Origin of the sequence: Staphylococcus sp. GDY8P67P, assembly GCF_017892545.1 — a bacterium.
Lineage (GTDB): Bacteria > Bacillota > Bacilli > Staphylococcales > Staphylococcaceae > Staphylococcus > Staphylococcus ureilyticus.
Window position 1 is genome coordinate 3,401 of the sequence record NZ_JAESLH010000008.1, and the last position, 14,692, is coordinate 18,092.

The following is a 14,692-nucleotide window of genomic DNA, read 5'->3' on the forward strand; positions in this document are numbered from 1 at the left end:
CGCTCTAACTTTCTACTTCGTAGAAAGTAGAGCGACTAAAAAAAGGCACACTTGAAATAAAACAAGTGTGCCTGTCTGAATGTAGTGTGTTTGGGAGAACTTTAATCACTACTTAATTTAAGGGTCAACTGTTAAATATTGTCGCTACTCAATATTTTGTAACAGTCAACTAATACTATTTTAACCTATTTGAAATATTTGAAACATATTTGCATTACTAAAGTTGTATAAAACTCATTTTTTTAAAACACAATATGTGTCTTTTTACCCAACATATCATTTGAATAAAGTGTTACAATAAAAAATATTAACTTACTTATATATCCCATGAAAATACAGTTACGAATAGTTTTGTTAAATAAAATATAATTGGTGATTAGATGACAATAAATGTTCAATACTCAGAAAATTATGAAGAAAAAATAGCAAAAGATGTCATAATTCTCGCTGGCAGAATCTTACTTGAGTCTGGGGCAGAAGGTTCGCGTGTAGAAGATACAATGACGCGTATTGCTTTCACGTTAGGTTATATAGAAAGTAATAGTTTTGTTACAAATACAGTCATTAATTTTATGTTACATAATGAATCTTATCCAAGAATTTATAGAATACGAACTAGAGACACCAATCTACATCGTATATCAAGAACCAATCGCGTTTCTAGACAACTTTCCGAGGGGACGCTATCAGTTGAAGATGCATATCAAGAATTACAAAAAATATATCATGAACAGAGCATTAATCATGATTTGTTTTTTAAATTTATTGCCGCTGCGATTATCTCAATCAGTTTTCTATATTTACAAGGTGGTTATTTAGTGGATGTATTCACTGCACTCGTTGCAGGTGCTTTAGGGTATCTAGTTGTAGAACTTTTGAATAGAAATTTACACACTAAATTCATTCCAGAATTTATGGGGGCTCTCGTTATTGGAGCAGTGGCAGTGTTTGGAAATGCCATCATACAAGGTGGCTCTATTTCAACAATTATTATATCAGCTGTGATGCCAATCGTACCTGGTGTTTTAATTACAAATGCAATTCAAGATTTATTTAGCGGGCATATGTTAATGTTTACTACTAAATCATTAGAAGCCCTAGTAACTGCCTTTGGTATTGGTGCAGGTGTCGGTACAATACTTATTATTTCTTAGGAGCAATGCTTATGTTTTGGATTTTAAATTTAATATTTAGTTATACCGCTTCACTCTTCTTCGGTATTATATTTGATGTTCCAAAATATTTATATAATGCTGTTGGAATTGTTGGTGCATGTGGTTGGATGGTTTATACATTGTTTTATGATGGTCTCGAACTTCATACAATTTATTCAAGCTTCTTTGGAAGTCTAGCATTGGGTTTACTTAGTCATGTAATGGCTCGCTATAAAAAAGAACCAGTGATTCTATTTATGGTACCAGGTATTATACCATTGGTGCCTGGAGGATTAGCCTTTGACGCTACTAAAAATCTTATTTTGTTAGACTTTAGTAAAGCTATTAACACGATGCTAGAAGTAACGCTAATTGCCGGCGCAATCGCTTTAGGTTTATTATTTGCTGATCAAATATCTAAACTCATCGTTTCTGGCACAAAATTTAGCAAAAAACACATATGATTATTAAACATAAAAACCAAGCATTTTTACTAAAAGCTTGGTTTTTATTATTGCTATTTATTTTACAAAAATACTATATGTTTAACTATTTTAAAATGTTTTACACTAATACAATACGATGCCCATAATGAGACCTAATATCACAATAAACCATGAAGGTAATTTATAAAATATGAGCAAGATAAATAACACACTTGCTAAAATAAAATCTAATTCATTTTCAATCGTTGAAGTCCATATAGGATTATAAAATGCTGCTATTAATATTCCTACTACACCTGCACTAATTCCTTTTAAAAAAGCATCCACATATGAATTTGATTTAATATGATCCCAAAAAGGCAATACACCAAATAATAGTAAAAAACCTGGTAAAAATATAGCAATTGTCGCTATGATACCACCCAAAACACCTTCAATTGAAGTGCCTAAATAAGAAGCAAATGTAAACAATGGTCCTGGAACAGCTTGCGCTGCAGCATAACCTGTTATAAATTGATCCGGAGATACAAAGTTTTGGGGGACAAATTCTTTTTCTAAAAGTGGTAAAACGACATGCCCTCCCCCAAAAACTAACGCTCCTGCACGATAGAAACTATCAACCATTTTAATCCACACATTATTCGTTAAAGAACTTAATATTGGCAAAATAAATAATAATGAAAAAAACAAAACAAATGATATTAAGCCTTTTGTTTTTGAAATTAAAAATATTTTTTCTTTTTTAGCTGTATGAGCTTCTACGTCACTTTTCAAAAAAAGCGCACCATATATACCAGTAAGTGTTAGGGCAATAACTTGAATAAATACATTGTCAACGAGTAAACTTAATAACAAAACAAATAATGCTAATGTCACAGTTATTCTTGTATTGGCTAACTTCTTACCCATGCCCCAAATAGCTTGAGCTACAATTGCAACCGCAACTATCTTCAATCCTTGTATCCACGAAAATTCAGATGTACTATTTATAAAAATAAGCGCAAATAACATTAATATAACTACAGACGGTAAAGTAAAACCTATGAATGAACAAATACCTCCAATCATACCGCCTCTAATCGCTCCTATTCCTATACCAACCTGACTACTAGCTGGCCCTGGCAAAAATTGGCATAATGCAACTAAGTCAGAGTACTCCTTTTCATTTAACCATTTTTTCTTTTTTACATATTCATCATAAAAGTAGCCCAAATGAGCTGTCGGACCACCAAATGATATTAAACCAAGTTTCAAAGCAACAATAAAAATAGTAAAATAATTAGACATAATTGTCTCCTTAAACTTCATTTATAAGTTCATTTAATTTGTCTTTGGTTTCAGATAAAAATGATCTACCATTAGCTGTAATGGTATAATATTTTCGATGCTTACCATTAATTGTTCTATTCTCACTTTTTAATAAACCTTCTTCTTCCATAGCATGAAAAATAGGGTATAACGTACCTGGGCTCATATGATAACCATGTTCTTGTAATTCATTTATCATCCACGACCCATATATTGGAGCTTCTTTTGCATGATATAAGATATGGATATAAATAAAACCTAGAAAAACTTTTCGCTTTATACTATTTTTCAATAAATCACTCCTTCAATAAAATCGAAAACCGATATCTAAATACGATTTTAAATTATCTATAATATATGGTCAAATTTTTTAATAATTAATAACTCCTTTCAACATTCGCAAAACATTAACGAATGTTGAAAGGAGTTAATTTAATATATATAACGTTTTTAAATAAATATTTCATGCTATATATGTGCTTAATTCATATATACCCCAAAATTTAATCAGTTATTTGTTTGATTTATCCTCATTAATCATATTCACTACTTCATCTTCAGAACGATTTAATATCAATTTACTTAGTTTATCATTATCCATTTGTTTTAATTTAGGATAACGAATTACGAAAAAGATTAATCCTATAATTAACCAACCAAATAATGCAATATAAGATGGCATTGATAGTCCAGCTGGTGAAACAGGAATTAATAATAGTAATAAGAAAACAAATGATACTACTGTACCTATAATCGCAAATGTCTTATATACCGGACCATAAGTGTTACTTGTTTTGTCATAGCTAAATAAACGCGCTGCTGATAAACATGTAATAAAGTAAGCGATTGAAACACCTGTAGATGACATATCAACGATCCATGTCAATGCTGTACGACCTAACCAAGGTGCAATCAATGTGATAGCTACAAGGAATATGATTGCCACATATGGTGTTTTATATTTACTATGCAGTTTACTAAATACTGAAGGCATAATACCTGAACGTCCCATTGAGAATAATAGACGACTTGAACTCATTAAAAATCCATTTAAACCAGTAAAAATACCCATGATAATAGCAATCGCTAAAATTGCTAAACCTATATAGCCGAATGCACCACTCGTGACGGCACCTGTTAACCATAATTGCCCGTTCAAACTCGTTTCTGAGCTACTTAGCCAGCCTGTATATAAAATCATTAACACATATGTGAATGCTGCTGCTAACAAACTATACACAATCAGTTTAAACGTTTTATTTGGAGAAAAATCAAATTCTTCGGCAGTTTGTGGGATATTATCAAAACCTACATAAGCCCACGGTGCTACTGCAACTATCATTACAATTGATGTAAGCCAGCCTTTTTCTTTGTTCGCTAATGGTTGTAAATTTTCCAATGAAAAATTATTACCAAAGAACGAGCCGAAAAATAGCAGTAAGATTGTAATGACCATTGCCACACAGAAATAAAATTGTAGTGAGCCTGAAACACTCGTGCCCTTAATCGCAATAAACATAAATACAATCAATAACAATGATGCAATTAATATTTCGGTAATATAAACATCCCATCCTGCGATGGTATATAATTTACCTGTTTCTAAAACATCAGGTAATAAAAATTTAATTAATAAACTGAATGCAGTTGCGTTTAAGGCTACCACACAAATATAACCAAAAGTTAAAAACCAAGATGAGAAAAAACTTACGTATCTACCAAAACCTAAAAAGCTAAACGCAAAAGCCCCACCAGAAACTGGGAAGCGTTCAACAAGTGCGCCGTAGCTTACCGCAATTAAAATCATTAATAATGCGCCAATGACAATACCTATAGCTGCTGGAATAGGTCCAGATTGACCAATCCAATCACCAGGTAAAATAAATGCACCCCAGCCGATACATGAACCATAGGCAATTGCCCAAACAAATTTCTCAGATAAGTTTTGTTTTAAATCTCCTCTATCTACTTTCCTATCATTTTTTCCCATAAATAAAATTCACCTCATGGGATGTATTATACCCCTAAGATGAATTCTATAACAATTATAAATTTATAATTTAATCGTACCAATCACTAACATTAACCAACCTATAATAAATAAAATACCTCCAATTGGTGTAATTGCTCCAAGTATACGAATTTGAGTTAATGCTAAAATATATAGCGAACCACTGAAAAATACAATACCTAAGAATAATAGCCATCCTGCCCAATTCACATTAATTGACGTTGTACCACTTATAATCCCAATTAATAGTAAACCAAGGCCGTGATACATTTGATAAGTAGTTGCTTTTTCCCATACGGATAAATATTTATCCGATAACTTACCTTCCAAACCATGCGCGCCAAATGCACCAGTACCAACAGCCATTAAAGCATTTAAAGCACCGAGAATAATAAATAATTTCATAAAAATTAACCTCTCTTTCTTGAATTAAAAATCAAATATTGAATCTCCATTACCAATTTCATCATCTGTTACCAATTTATTAGCATTTAGTGAAGTATTAGCATTTGCAAATTTTGTCGATGAGGCAGGTACTTTTCCGCCCATTGCTTGAATTTCTTCTGCTGAGATGCCTTGCTTCTTACTTGCAGCAGTTTGTTCTACATTTCGAGATGATTTGAATGAATCAGATACTGAATACGTATTATCTTTAAAATGATGTGTGTTATTTGAACTATTTACGAGTGACGTTAGTGTATGAATGGCATAGATATGCTTTTCAAATTCTGCATCATTTTTAGCTTCATCTGCTTGAACTAATTCTTGCTCAATAAGTTGAATAATTTTCTCTTTTTCCATTTATTTTACAACCCACTTTCACACCAGTTTATAGGTTCAATACCATTTTTTTGTAAATATGCATTTGTTAATGAATACGGTTTTGAACCGAAAAATCCGCGATATGCAGATAATGGGCTTGGATGTGGTGATTTAATAATATGATGTTTCGCTGTGTCAATCAGTTTTATTTTTTGTTGTGCAGGCTTACCCCACAATATAAACACAACATTACTCAAATTTTCTGAAACTGTTTTAATGACTTCATCCGTAAAAGTTTCCCACCCTATATCTCTGTGAGAATGCGCTTCTCCTTGTCGGACTGTCAAAACAGTATTTAATAATAAAACGCCTTCTCTTGCCCAATCTTGTAAATGTGGTGATTTTCTTACACAACCGATATCGTCTTCAAGTTCTTTATACATGTTTCTTAATGAAGGCGGAAATTTAGCATTCGGTTGCACAGAAAATGCTAAACCGTGTGCTTGATTTGGTCCGTGATAAGGATCTTGACCTAAGATAACAACTTTCACTTTTTCAAAAGGCGTTAAATCAAAAGCCTGATAAATATTTTCCCTATCTGGATATACTATCTTTGTCGTATATTCATTTTCTAAAAAATTATGCATTTCAGTAAAATCATGTTCTGTAGTAATTTTATGAAAAACATCCGACCACTCCATATCGCTCACCTCGATTAATATAGTAACATAAAGCACTACTTACTCGCTCGTGAGATTAGTAGTACTCACTTTATCATAAACACAATTAAAATGAATATATTTTATTTCATTTTAATATGTATCAGTAATAGAATCAAAAGGATATACTAATTTATTCATCATTGTAACCTTATTACATTGTAAACGTCATGATTTAGAATAGTCGACAAACGTGGTATGATATATATAAAAGCATATTTAGGAGTGAAAATTAATGGCATTGAAAAAAACTTTAACCATTGCTGGTTCAGATACAAGTGCTGGCGCAGGCATGCAAGCAGATTTAAAAACATTCCAAGAGTTAGGAACATACGGTATTGTTGCATTAACATCAATTGTAACAATGGATAAAGAATCTTGGTCTCATGATGTTACGCCAATTCCATTCGATGTTTTTGAAAAACAATTAGAAACAGCTATATCAATCGGTCCGGATGCAGTGAAGACGGGCATGCTAGGGACACAAGAAATTATCAAACGTGCCGGCGAAGCATATGTTGAATCTGGTGCGAACTACTTTGTAGTAGATCCAGTTATGGTATGCAAAGGAGAAAATGAAGTTTTAAATCCAGGCAATACTGATGCAATGATTGAATATTTGTTACCAAAAGCTACAGTCGTAACACCGAATTTATTCGAAGCTGGTCAACTTGCAAACCTCGGCACTTTAAAATCAATAGACGATATGAAAAAAGCTGCTGATATCATTCATCAACAAGGTGCACAACACGTTATAATTAAAGGTGGTAAAGCGTTAGATCAAGATAAATCTTATGACTTATACTATGATGGGGAAAACTACTATCAACTAACTACTGATATGTTCCAACAAAGTTATAATCACGGCGCTGGTTGTACATTTGCCGCAGCAACTACTGCATATTTAGCAAAAGGCAAATCTCCAAAAGAAGCCGTCATCGCTGCTAAAGCATTTGTTGCATCTGCAATTAAAAACGGTTGGAAAATGAACGACTTCGTCGGTCCTGTTGACCACGGTGCCTATAATCGTATAGAACACATCGATGTCGAAGTTACAGAAGTTTAATCAAATATAAACTAAGCGCACGTCCATTTCTAATGATGAACGTGCGCCTTTTTAAGTTAATTTACTCATTTATGTTTTTATTTAACCACCGTATCCGCCATACCCAATATTCACTTCATTGACTTGACCATCTTTCATTTCAAAGAAAACGGTTGGGCCATTATTTTGAGATTGATATGCGTATACACCTGTACCTTTAGGCTGTTTATCTGGTGTTTTAATCTTACTTAAATCTTTTCCATAAGCATCTTTGACTTGCTCATAAGTTAAGTTCCCTTTTATAGAAAAATTAACGTTACTTGCTATATTATCATCTTTTGAATAGTCTGAGAAAGTTTGGTCATATTTCTGAGTTGTCTTGCCACCCTCTACTGTTCTTGCACTTACATTCACGCCATTAAAAGTAACCTTGCCATATTTGATTCCATTTTTAAATTGTTCATTTAATAAAAAGCTAGGGTCGTTACCAGCATTTCCTTCATATTGATAATAAGGTGTTGTTGCTGCTTGTGCTTCGCTATGTGATACGCCTTCATCAGAAACGCTTATGCCTAATGTAGTTCCAAATACAATGCTTCCAGCTACAAAAGTCTTTGCAATCTTATTCATTCTGTATCACTCCATTTAAAATTTTGGAATCGCATTACGATTCGATTACAATGTTACATAAATGTTTCAAAAAGTGCAAATATAAACCAAATAAACAATATATTATTTTTGTTTTTTAATAGTATAAGCATTTAAGTGATAGTATTAATACAACAAAAATTGAAATAAAGTATTTTATGATTATACGACGTTCGACTGATAAAAAGTTGATACTGTAGACTCATGTATTTCGCATACATATCTATTATTATAATAAGTGTAGAGAGACAAGGAGGTATGACATCATGATTATCTACGAACAATCTTTTGAGAATGGTAACCCTATCTATGAAATTATCACCAAGACGTTCAAAACGATTTCTGTTAAATGCGATGAAAATTTCAGCAAGAATGAATTATATACGTTACTCTCTCTACTTGAAAGTGATGTTGATAACTTAAATGTAAGTTATTAGCTACACTTCAATACATCGATGAAAAAACAGAAGCGTAAGTTCCAAGACTAAAATTAGAAGAAACAGAACAAAGAATTCCCCTTTAGAAATATGCGCCATGTATATGTAACTGTCCCATTATATATACATGGTATAACACATCCCTTATAAACACTCACCCTAAGTGGTACATAGTTAGGCAAAGATTGTCCCCTTTGTTTGCTTGGAGAGCACACTCGAAGCGATCCTAACTTATGTACCACTTTACTTATTTATATAAAACTTTAAATTCCTCACACACTACAATAGTAGATTCGTTAAATGCCAATCCTAGAGATGCATAGTAAGGTTCAAAGAAATCAATATGTGCTTTACGCCAGTAAGCTAGTGACTTATCGCCTTCACCTTCTAAATAAGCGTGATGGTCAGAGACAGCATTAAAAGTTGTTTGATATACATGTGTTGTTTCAATCACACATTGTGGTTCCCCTTTTTTATTTAAAATCACGCTCACATCTCCCACTTGAGGTAGTGGTTCACCATCAACTTGATAAGTTTCGTAACCACTTGTCGTAGCCGTTTTTTCACCTTGTTTTACTAATTCTGCTAATGTATCCTCATCTACACCAAATGACCATGCTTCATATGTTTTGCCCTTATAAGATGGAAATAATTGTACAAAATTCTCCCAATATTGTTCTACTGTCATCATTTTTCCTCCAAACTATGTATGTCCTTTTCCTTCTTAAACATAACATAAATAAATGATATAACCATTGCTATCCTATGTTATTCTACTACCAAAATGAGGCAATACACTAAAATATAAATATCTAGATTATTGCAAAAAATCTATTCTTTCTTGCAATAATAGTGAAATTTACTAAAAAAATAGGTACTCACTTCCTAACTCTAAAAGGAAATGAATAACCTATTTTTAAATTTCTACTATTCCGTTTTAGTATCGATAGCTAGCATACTATTATCTTAATAGTCGTTTGTAATGTCATTCGGCTTATACGCGTTTATCGTCTGCCCACCATAAAGCTTTCTCAGGATTTTCCGTATAATAATCATATTCTTCATCGCTTTGAACATTTGGATATGAACCTTTAAGCGATTTACCTGCTGTGCTGACATGTAACAATGAAATAACGATAATCCCTATAACGCTCATTGCCGCTAAGTAATAAGCTGGTGAAAGCGGATCTCCTGTTTTCGCAACCAATGAAGATGCAATTAACGGTGTTGTTCCACCAAATAATGATACTGACACATTAAATGTTACCGCCAATGTTCGATAACGGATATGCGTATAAAACATCGTTGGTAATGAACCTGGCATCGTTGCTTCATAAGTAGACAAGAAAAATCCTAACGTAAATATACCTACAATTATTAAAACCAACGAACCTGATTGGAATAACGCAAATGCCACAGTACTAAAGATAGCTGTGCCACATAGCCCGATTAAAAAGACTTTTTTCTCTCCGATGCGATCTGCAACTCTACCAAACATTAATGCCAATGGAATCATTACTGCCATGACAACCGTGATAAGTACAGAAACCGTTGTGCTATCTAATTTAATTATTTGTTGTAAATAAGATGGCATATATGAAGTTACCATATAATTAGTACAATTAAAGAATGCTACAGCTACAAAACATACAATAATATCTTTGTAGTAATATCGAACAATTGTGAAAAATCCGATGTTATCTCGTTTAGGTTGTGTAGCTATTTCATTTTCAAATACTGGAGATTCCTCTAATTTTCTTCTTAAATAAAAACCAAATATACCTAAAAATAGACCCAAAATAAATGGTATTCTCCATCCCCATGTAGCCATTTGTTCCTCATTTAAAAAGAAAAATAGTAAGCCACTGATTACTGATGCGGCGATATAACCTGATAATGTACCAATTTCCAAACCTGAACCTAGACCATTTCTAGATTTATCTGGTGAGGATTCAGCAACATAAACCATCGCACCTGCATACTCTCCACCAGTTGAAAACCCTTGAAGCACTCTACCTAATAATAGTAAAATTGGCGCCCATACACCTATTTGATCATATGTAGGTAATAAACCAATTAACAAAGTTGAAAATGCCATCATGATAATGGTTGTCGTTAAAACGACTTTCCTACCAAATTTATCACCAATAATACCAAAAATAATGCCACCTACTGGTCTTAATAAAAATGCAATTGCAAATGTGGCAAATGTAAATATCGTTTTTAACTGGTCATTTTCTACCGAACTAAAAAAGTTTTGCCCCAATATAACTGCTAGGTAAGAATATAACCCGAAATCGAACCATTCCATCGCATTACCAATACCGGTTGCAAATACAGTTTTTTTCGCAGTTCTAGGATTCACCTTATTAATATTACTTTTATCAAAATCTTGTTCATAATCCACGATTTAAGTCACTCCCTTAACATGTTTACTTATTATACTGAGTTCGGAGTGTATGTCAAACTGTTTCAAATTTTTTAAATTCTATTTTTTAATTTTTATACAAAAATTGTAGTTGTTTTTAAATATGGAAAAATTCATTTTATTTTTAAGTTTGTTATCTAGTTAAGGACAATTTTCAATGATTACTTATTTATTTTTCAAAATAGTAACTTTAACTTTATCATAATTATTTTTCACGATTAATTTATTATTGCTTTCAAAATCAAAATGAAGAAATTCATATGTATCAACTGGTTCAACATAATTAATTTTATAATTTTTCCAATTCAATTCATTGTATATCAATGCAATTTGCACAATCATTTGTCCTGGTACAATATGTTGATGCAAAGGATTCTCATCTTTGACAAGTCTCAAATATCGTTCTACATCGTTAGGTAATATCTGTATCATTTTTCACCTTCTCTAAAAACGTTTGCTTAATATATATACATTTAGTCAGATTTTTATTTATTTTCATTTCAAAGCTATATTTGATAAATTGACGAATCTTTTTTTGTTCGATTAATGTTAATTGCACTTGATATATGACATCAATTGCTAAGGGATGATATTGTTCAATTTCTGTTGATTTTAATAGTAACTTACTAGAAATAAACGGTTTGAACAATTCAAATTCGGGCCACAGGCTTGCACAATAAAGTGGCGAAACATCAACGCTATTCGTTTGTGCAAACAATTGATTATAAGCTTCTACATCTTTTTTTGGGAATATCATTTCTCGTTGTTCATGACCATCTTTCAAATAATGTTGCATTGCCCATACCTCCTCCAATACCCATAGTTGCAATTGTCCTATGTTTATGTTCCATATAGAATAGCCGTGTAACAAGTGCAGCACCACTTGCGCCATAAGGATGTCCAGTAGCTATCGCGCCACCATAAATATTTAATTTTTCAGCTGGTACGTTTAAAGCTTGTTGGCTTGCTAACACTTGTGATGCAAAAGCTTCATTTAATTCTATAGCATCGATATCATTTAAAGACAATTGCTGTTTTGCTAATAGTTTTTCTATAGCAGGCACAGGACCAATACCAAGTATATTTGGGTCTACACCTATAGTTACTTGGTCAATGAATGATAATCCACTGTGTATGCCATATGCTTTAGCAAGTGTTTTTTCCATGACAAGTAGTAGTACGGCACCGTCATTTTTCATACAACAATTGCCAGCAGTAATGCTCCCGTTTGGTAATAATGGCTTTAATCGATTTAGCGTTTGTTGCGTTAATTTAGGTTTAATACTTTCATCTTGTTGAAATGTTTCTCCTTTAATCATCAGTGGCGTTATCTCTTGAGTAATCTTACGATGGTTATATGCATCAAGCGTTTTTTGATGACTGTGCCATGCGAATTCATCTTGTTCAAATCTTGATATACCATATCTTTCTGCAACATTTTCAGCTGCTTGTATCATAGATGGATCTTGGCCTTGAGGTGCAAATGATGCTCTTTCATAAAATTCTGGTAAATGTGTGTCATATACAGATTGTGGCCGCTTAATCTTCCAGGGTGCTCTGCTTGTACTTTCCACGCCACCTGCAATGTATATTAACCCTGCACCTGCTTGTATCATGCGACAGGCTTGATTTACAGCCTCTAATCCCGAACCACATTGGCGATCAACCGTCACACCTGGCACTTGTTGATTTAATCCAGCTTCTAAAAGTGCCTTTCGCGCAATATTACCTCCATTTCCGATAACATTACCTAAAATCACGTCATCTATATTATTAACAATTGCAGGGAAGTTATTTTTCAAATAATTGAATAGTGGCTTTAATAATAATTCAGGTTCTAAATGTCTCAATTTCCCACCATACTTCCCAAATGCTGTACGTTTCGCTGCTATAATTACCGCTTCATTCATTTATAATTCTCCTTTTAAATAGCATTGTTTCATACGTTCGCGCGCAATCTTTCCACTTGAGGTATAGACCATTCGCTTTACTTTAACTAGTTTCGATGGTATTTGGTAACGGGCTACATGATGCTTCATAATTTTTCTAAAATCGTTATAACGAACTGTATGATCACCGGTATATAGTAATACGGCAATTTCTCCAAATTTAGAATGTTTTTCACTGATAACAACTACTTCTTTGAATAAATTAATGGATTTTGCATGCTGTTCAATTTCAAACGGATAAACATTACGTCCACCAATAATCATACGATCATGCTTTCTACCATGTAAAAATAAATGTGCATGCGCGTCACATGATGCAAAATCTCCTGTTTCAATCCAACTATCATCGCTGACATCTTCATCAACATAACCACCAAATGACATATCACTTCTTATCTTTAGTAGGCCTATACCTGATACGTCAGGCTGTTCAATATTCACGTGCACGTTGTGAAACAATTTGCCAACAGATTCTGGTGGTGCACTATTATTGAAGTTATAACTAATAAAGCTAGCTTCTGATGTCCCAAAGAACTCAATTAGATCACTTTTAGGGAAACATTGTTGAATACGTTGACGAATATGTAAGCCAAGTTTATCCCCAGTACTTAAAATATAATGTTTTCCTTCTATTAAAATTTGAGTTGCAACGCAAGCTTGTATCATTGTTGGCACCATAAAACACGCTGTGTTTACTTTTTGGTGTTGGATTGTCTGCATTAAACGCTTGGCTTCAAAATATCGCTGTCCAATAAATGTTCTACCTGTATATAATGCATAAATACATGCATATAACGATAAAGAATGCGACAACGGACCCGGAGCAACAACTGTATTTATCATTCTGTCAAATAATTGATCATTTTTGGAAAAAGACTTAATCCAAGATAACGCTCCCCTATAATATGCTTTAGGTAAGCCTGTCGTTCCAGATGTAAAAGCGATATGTAACAAATCGTCATCGTCCTTGAAATTATCTTTTTGGGTCACATTATGTATACTTAAATCCTCTTCTTCCATAAGATATTGAACACCGTATTTTTCGACTAAATTGAAGGTTTGCACGCTCGACCATCTATCATCAAAAATACATGGTACACACTCACTTTTTAACAATGCTAAATAAATAATCATTGCCTTCTGCGGATGTCGTGTGACCAATCCTACAATGCTATGTTTAGGTATATTAGAAAATAAGTCACTTTTGTTATTTAATTCTTTAATTAATTCATCATATGTTAATGCTTGTTCATCAAAGCGCAAAGCAACTTGATGCGGTTGTTTCTTAGCGTGATTTTCTATTTTTTCTAAAATTTCCAAATGCAACACCCCTTTGTTAACTTTTATACAAAATATATTAACATTTAGGGCATAGAATAATATAATGAAAACATTTGGTGTCCAATGCCATAAAATTCCCAAATTTTTAATTCAAATTGAGTCATTTTGAATCTTGTTTCCTTAAAATACAAAAAATGGCACAATTCGTGGTGAATTATCCCAATTTTAAGCATATAAAGCTATATTTCTAAATCTTTTTATTAAGTAAATGATTAAAAAATATTTCTATTTCCATTAACACTATCGTTGGAATTAATATTGATTAACCAAAGCATCTTGTACCATGTTGACTGTTGTTCCCCTGGAAATGATTGAAAATTTTTAATAGTTTTGCCCTTGGATTATGTGAATCATATTATCAAGAAAACATCGCAGGCCAAAATTAATTTGTAAAATTTCTCATAAAAAAAGAGCTAATCATTTGAGATTAGCTCTTTTCTATGA

17 protein-coding genes are annotated in these 14,692 nt (G+C 32.7%); 4 read left to right on the plus strand and 13 right to left on the minus strand.

The window, feature by feature from the left end:
* The first annotated feature begins 386 nt into the window (after nucleotides 1-386).
* Together KA833_RS03485 and KA833_RS03490 are read left to right on the plus strand one after the other, a co-directional pair.
* Nucleotides 387-1,154 (plus strand): threonine/serine exporter family protein, encoded by a 768-nt coding sequence (locus tag KA833_RS03485; protein ID WP_481906376.1) that lies wholly within the window; start codon nucleotides 387-389, stop codon nucleotides 1,152-1,154.
* An 11-nt stretch (nucleotides 1,155-1,165) separates the two neighbouring features.
* Entirely contained in the window at nucleotides 1,166-1,618 is a 453-nt protein-coding gene (locus KA833_RS03490) for a threonine/serine exporter family protein (protein WP_046207273.1), read from the plus strand.
* Between the two features lie 105 nt (nucleotides 1,619-1,723).
* On the opposite strand, the gene chrA is transcribed toward KA833_RS03490, so the two are convergent.
* The 6 genes from chrA to KA833_RS03520 all read right to left on the minus strand — a co-directional run bounded on the left by chrA (nucleotide 1,724) and on the right by KA833_RS03520 (nucleotide 6,391).
* Nucleotides 1,724-2,887: a chromate efflux transporter gene (gene chrA / locus KA833_RS03495; protein WP_145381458.1), complete on the minus strand. Its 1,164-nt coding sequence runs from the start codon at nucleotides 2,885-2,887 to the stop codon at nucleotides 1,724-1,726.
* Between the two features lie 10 nt (nucleotides 2,888-2,897).
* Nucleotides 2,898-3,200: a PadR family transcriptional regulator gene (locus tag KA833_RS03500; protein WP_145381457.1), complete on the minus strand. Its 303-nt coding sequence runs from the start codon at nucleotides 3,198-3,200 to the stop codon at nucleotides 2,898-2,900.
* 219 nt (nucleotides 3,201-3,419) lie between these two features.
* Complete coding sequence (locus tag KA833_RS03505; RefSeq protein ID WP_210127971.1) at nucleotides 3,420-4,898, minus strand: APC family permease; 1,479 nt, start codon at nucleotides 4,896-4,898, stop codon at nucleotides 3,420-3,422.
* A 63-nt stretch (nucleotides 4,899-4,961) separates the two neighbouring features.
* Entirely contained in the window at nucleotides 4,962-5,324 is a 363-nt protein-coding gene (locus KA833_RS03510; protein ID WP_046207271.1) for a DUF423 domain-containing protein, read from the minus strand.
* 24 nt (nucleotides 5,325-5,348) lie between these two features.
* On the minus strand, nucleotides 5,349-5,720 hold the full coding sequence (locus KA833_RS03515) for a DUF5327 family protein (RefSeq protein WP_046207270.1): 372 nt from the start codon (nucleotides 5,718-5,720) through the stop codon (nucleotides 5,349-5,351).
* Nucleotides 5,721-5,725: 5 nt separating this feature from the next.
* Entirely contained in the window at nucleotides 5,726-6,391 is a 666-nt protein-coding gene (locus KA833_RS03520) for a uracil-DNA glycosylase (protein WP_256277550.1), read from the minus strand.
* Between the two features lie 244 nt (nucleotides 6,392-6,635).
* On the opposite strand from KA833_RS03520, the gene thiD reads away from it, so the two are divergent.
* The gene (thiD, locus tag KA833_RS03525; protein WP_046207268.1) at nucleotides 6,636-7,466 is read left to right on the plus strand and encodes a bifunctional hydroxymethylpyrimidine kinase/phosphomethylpyrimidine kinase; all 831 of its coding nucleotides are present in this window, start codon (nucleotides 6,636-6,638) and stop codon (nucleotides 7,464-7,466) included.
* Nucleotides 7,467-7,547: 81 nt separating this feature from the next.
* Here thiD and isaB read toward each other — a convergent pair whose 3' ends face one another.
* Complete coding sequence (gene isaB / locus KA833_RS03530) at nucleotides 7,548-8,075, minus strand: immunodominant staphylococcal antigen IsaB family protein (RefSeq protein WP_019468208.1); 528 nt, start codon at nucleotides 8,073-8,075, stop codon at nucleotides 7,548-7,550.
* A 284-nt stretch (nucleotides 8,076-8,359) separates the two neighbouring features.
* Here isaB and vraX point away from each other — a divergent pair, with 284 nt between their 5' ends.
* The gene (gene vraX / locus KA833_RS03535; protein WP_019468209.1) at nucleotides 8,360-8,530 is read left to right on the plus strand and encodes a C1q-binding complement inhibitor VraX; all 171 of its coding nucleotides are present in this window, start codon (nucleotides 8,360-8,362) and stop codon (nucleotides 8,528-8,530) included.
* Nucleotides 8,531-8,777: 247 nt separating this feature from the next.
* Here vraX and KA833_RS03540 read toward each other — a convergent pair whose 3' ends face one another.
* The 6 genes from KA833_RS03540 to KA833_RS03565 form a co-directional block, all read right to left on the minus strand.
* Complete coding sequence (locus KA833_RS03540) at nucleotides 8,778-9,218, minus strand: ASCH domain-containing protein (RefSeq protein WP_070657564.1); 441 nt, start codon at nucleotides 9,216-9,218, stop codon at nucleotides 8,778-8,780.
* Nucleotides 9,219-9,524: 306 nt separating this feature from the next.
* The gene (locus tag KA833_RS03545) at nucleotides 9,525-10,937 is read right to left on the minus strand and encodes an MFS transporter (protein WP_046207266.1); all 1,413 of its coding nucleotides are present in this window, start codon (nucleotides 10,935-10,937) and stop codon (nucleotides 9,525-9,527) included.
* 186 nt (nucleotides 10,938-11,123) lie between these two features.
* Nucleotides 11,124-11,390, minus strand: a complete 267-nt coding sequence (locus KA833_RS03550) for a hypothetical protein (protein ID WP_070038917.1) — start codon at nucleotides 11,388-11,390, stop codon at nucleotides 11,124-11,126.
* Complete coding sequence (locus KA833_RS03555) at nucleotides 11,371-11,754, minus strand: hypothetical protein (protein WP_210127969.1); 384 nt, start codon at nucleotides 11,752-11,754, stop codon at nucleotides 11,371-11,373. The genes KA833_RS03550 and KA833_RS03555 overlap by 20 nt, the downstream gene beginning before the upstream one ends.
* Entirely contained in the window at nucleotides 11,726-12,868 is a 1,143-nt protein-coding gene (locus tag KA833_RS03560; RefSeq protein WP_210127967.1) for a thiolase family protein, read from the minus strand. Before KA833_RS03560 ends, KA833_RS03555 begins: the two co-directional genes overlap by 29 nt.
* Complete coding sequence (locus KA833_RS03565) at nucleotides 12,869-14,236, minus strand: AMP-binding protein (RefSeq protein ID WP_348634317.1); 1,368 nt, start codon at nucleotides 14,234-14,236, stop codon at nucleotides 12,869-12,871.
* Nucleotides 14,237-14,692: the final 456 nt, after the last annotated feature.

Excerpts from the sequence above, each read along its gene's own strand:
- KA833_RS03490 (WP_046207273.1), top strand. The coding sequence starts at position 1,166 with ATGTTTTGGATTTTAAATTTAATATTTAGTTATACCGCTTCACTCTTC.
- chrA (WP_145381458.1), bottom strand. The coding sequence starts at position 2,887 with ATGTCTAATTATTTTACTATTTTTATTGTTGCTTTGAAACTTGGTTTA.
- KA833_RS03505 (WP_210127971.1), bottom strand. The coding sequence starts at position 4,898 with ATGGGAAAAAATGATAGGAAAGTAGATAGAGGAGATTTAAAACAAAAC.
- KA833_RS03510 (WP_046207271.1), bottom strand. The coding sequence starts at position 5,324 with ATGAAATTATTTATTATTCTCGGTGCTTTAAATGCTTTAATGGCTGTT.
- KA833_RS03515 (WP_046207270.1), bottom strand. The coding sequence starts at position 5,720 with ATGGAAAAAGAGAAAATTATTCAACTTATTGAGCAAGAATTAGTTCAA.
- thiD (WP_046207268.1), top strand. The coding sequence starts at position 6,636 with ATGGCATTGAAAAAAACTTTAACCATTGCTGGTTCAGATACAAGTGCT.
- isaB (WP_019468208.1), bottom strand. The coding sequence starts at position 8,075 with ATGAATAAGATTGCAAAGACTTTTGTAGCTGGAAGCATTGTATTTGGA.
- vraX (WP_019468209.1), top strand. The coding sequence starts at position 8,360 with ATGATTATCTACGAACAATCTTTTGAGAATGGTAACCCTATCTATGAA.
- KA833_RS03540 (WP_070657564.1), bottom strand. The coding sequence starts at position 9,218 with ATGACAGTAGAACAATATTGGGAGAATTTTGTACAATTATTTCCATCT.
- KA833_RS03550 (WP_070038917.1), bottom strand. The coding sequence starts at position 11,390 with ATGATACAGATATTACCTAACGATGTAGAACGATATTTGAGACTTGTC.
- KA833_RS03555 (WP_210127969.1), bottom strand. The coding sequence starts at position 11,754 with ATGCAACATTATTTGAAAGATGGTCATGAACAACGAGAAATGATATTC.
- KA833_RS03560 (WP_210127967.1), bottom strand. The coding sequence starts at position 12,868 with ATGAATGAAGCGGTAATTATAGCAGCGAAACGTACAGCATTTGGGAAG.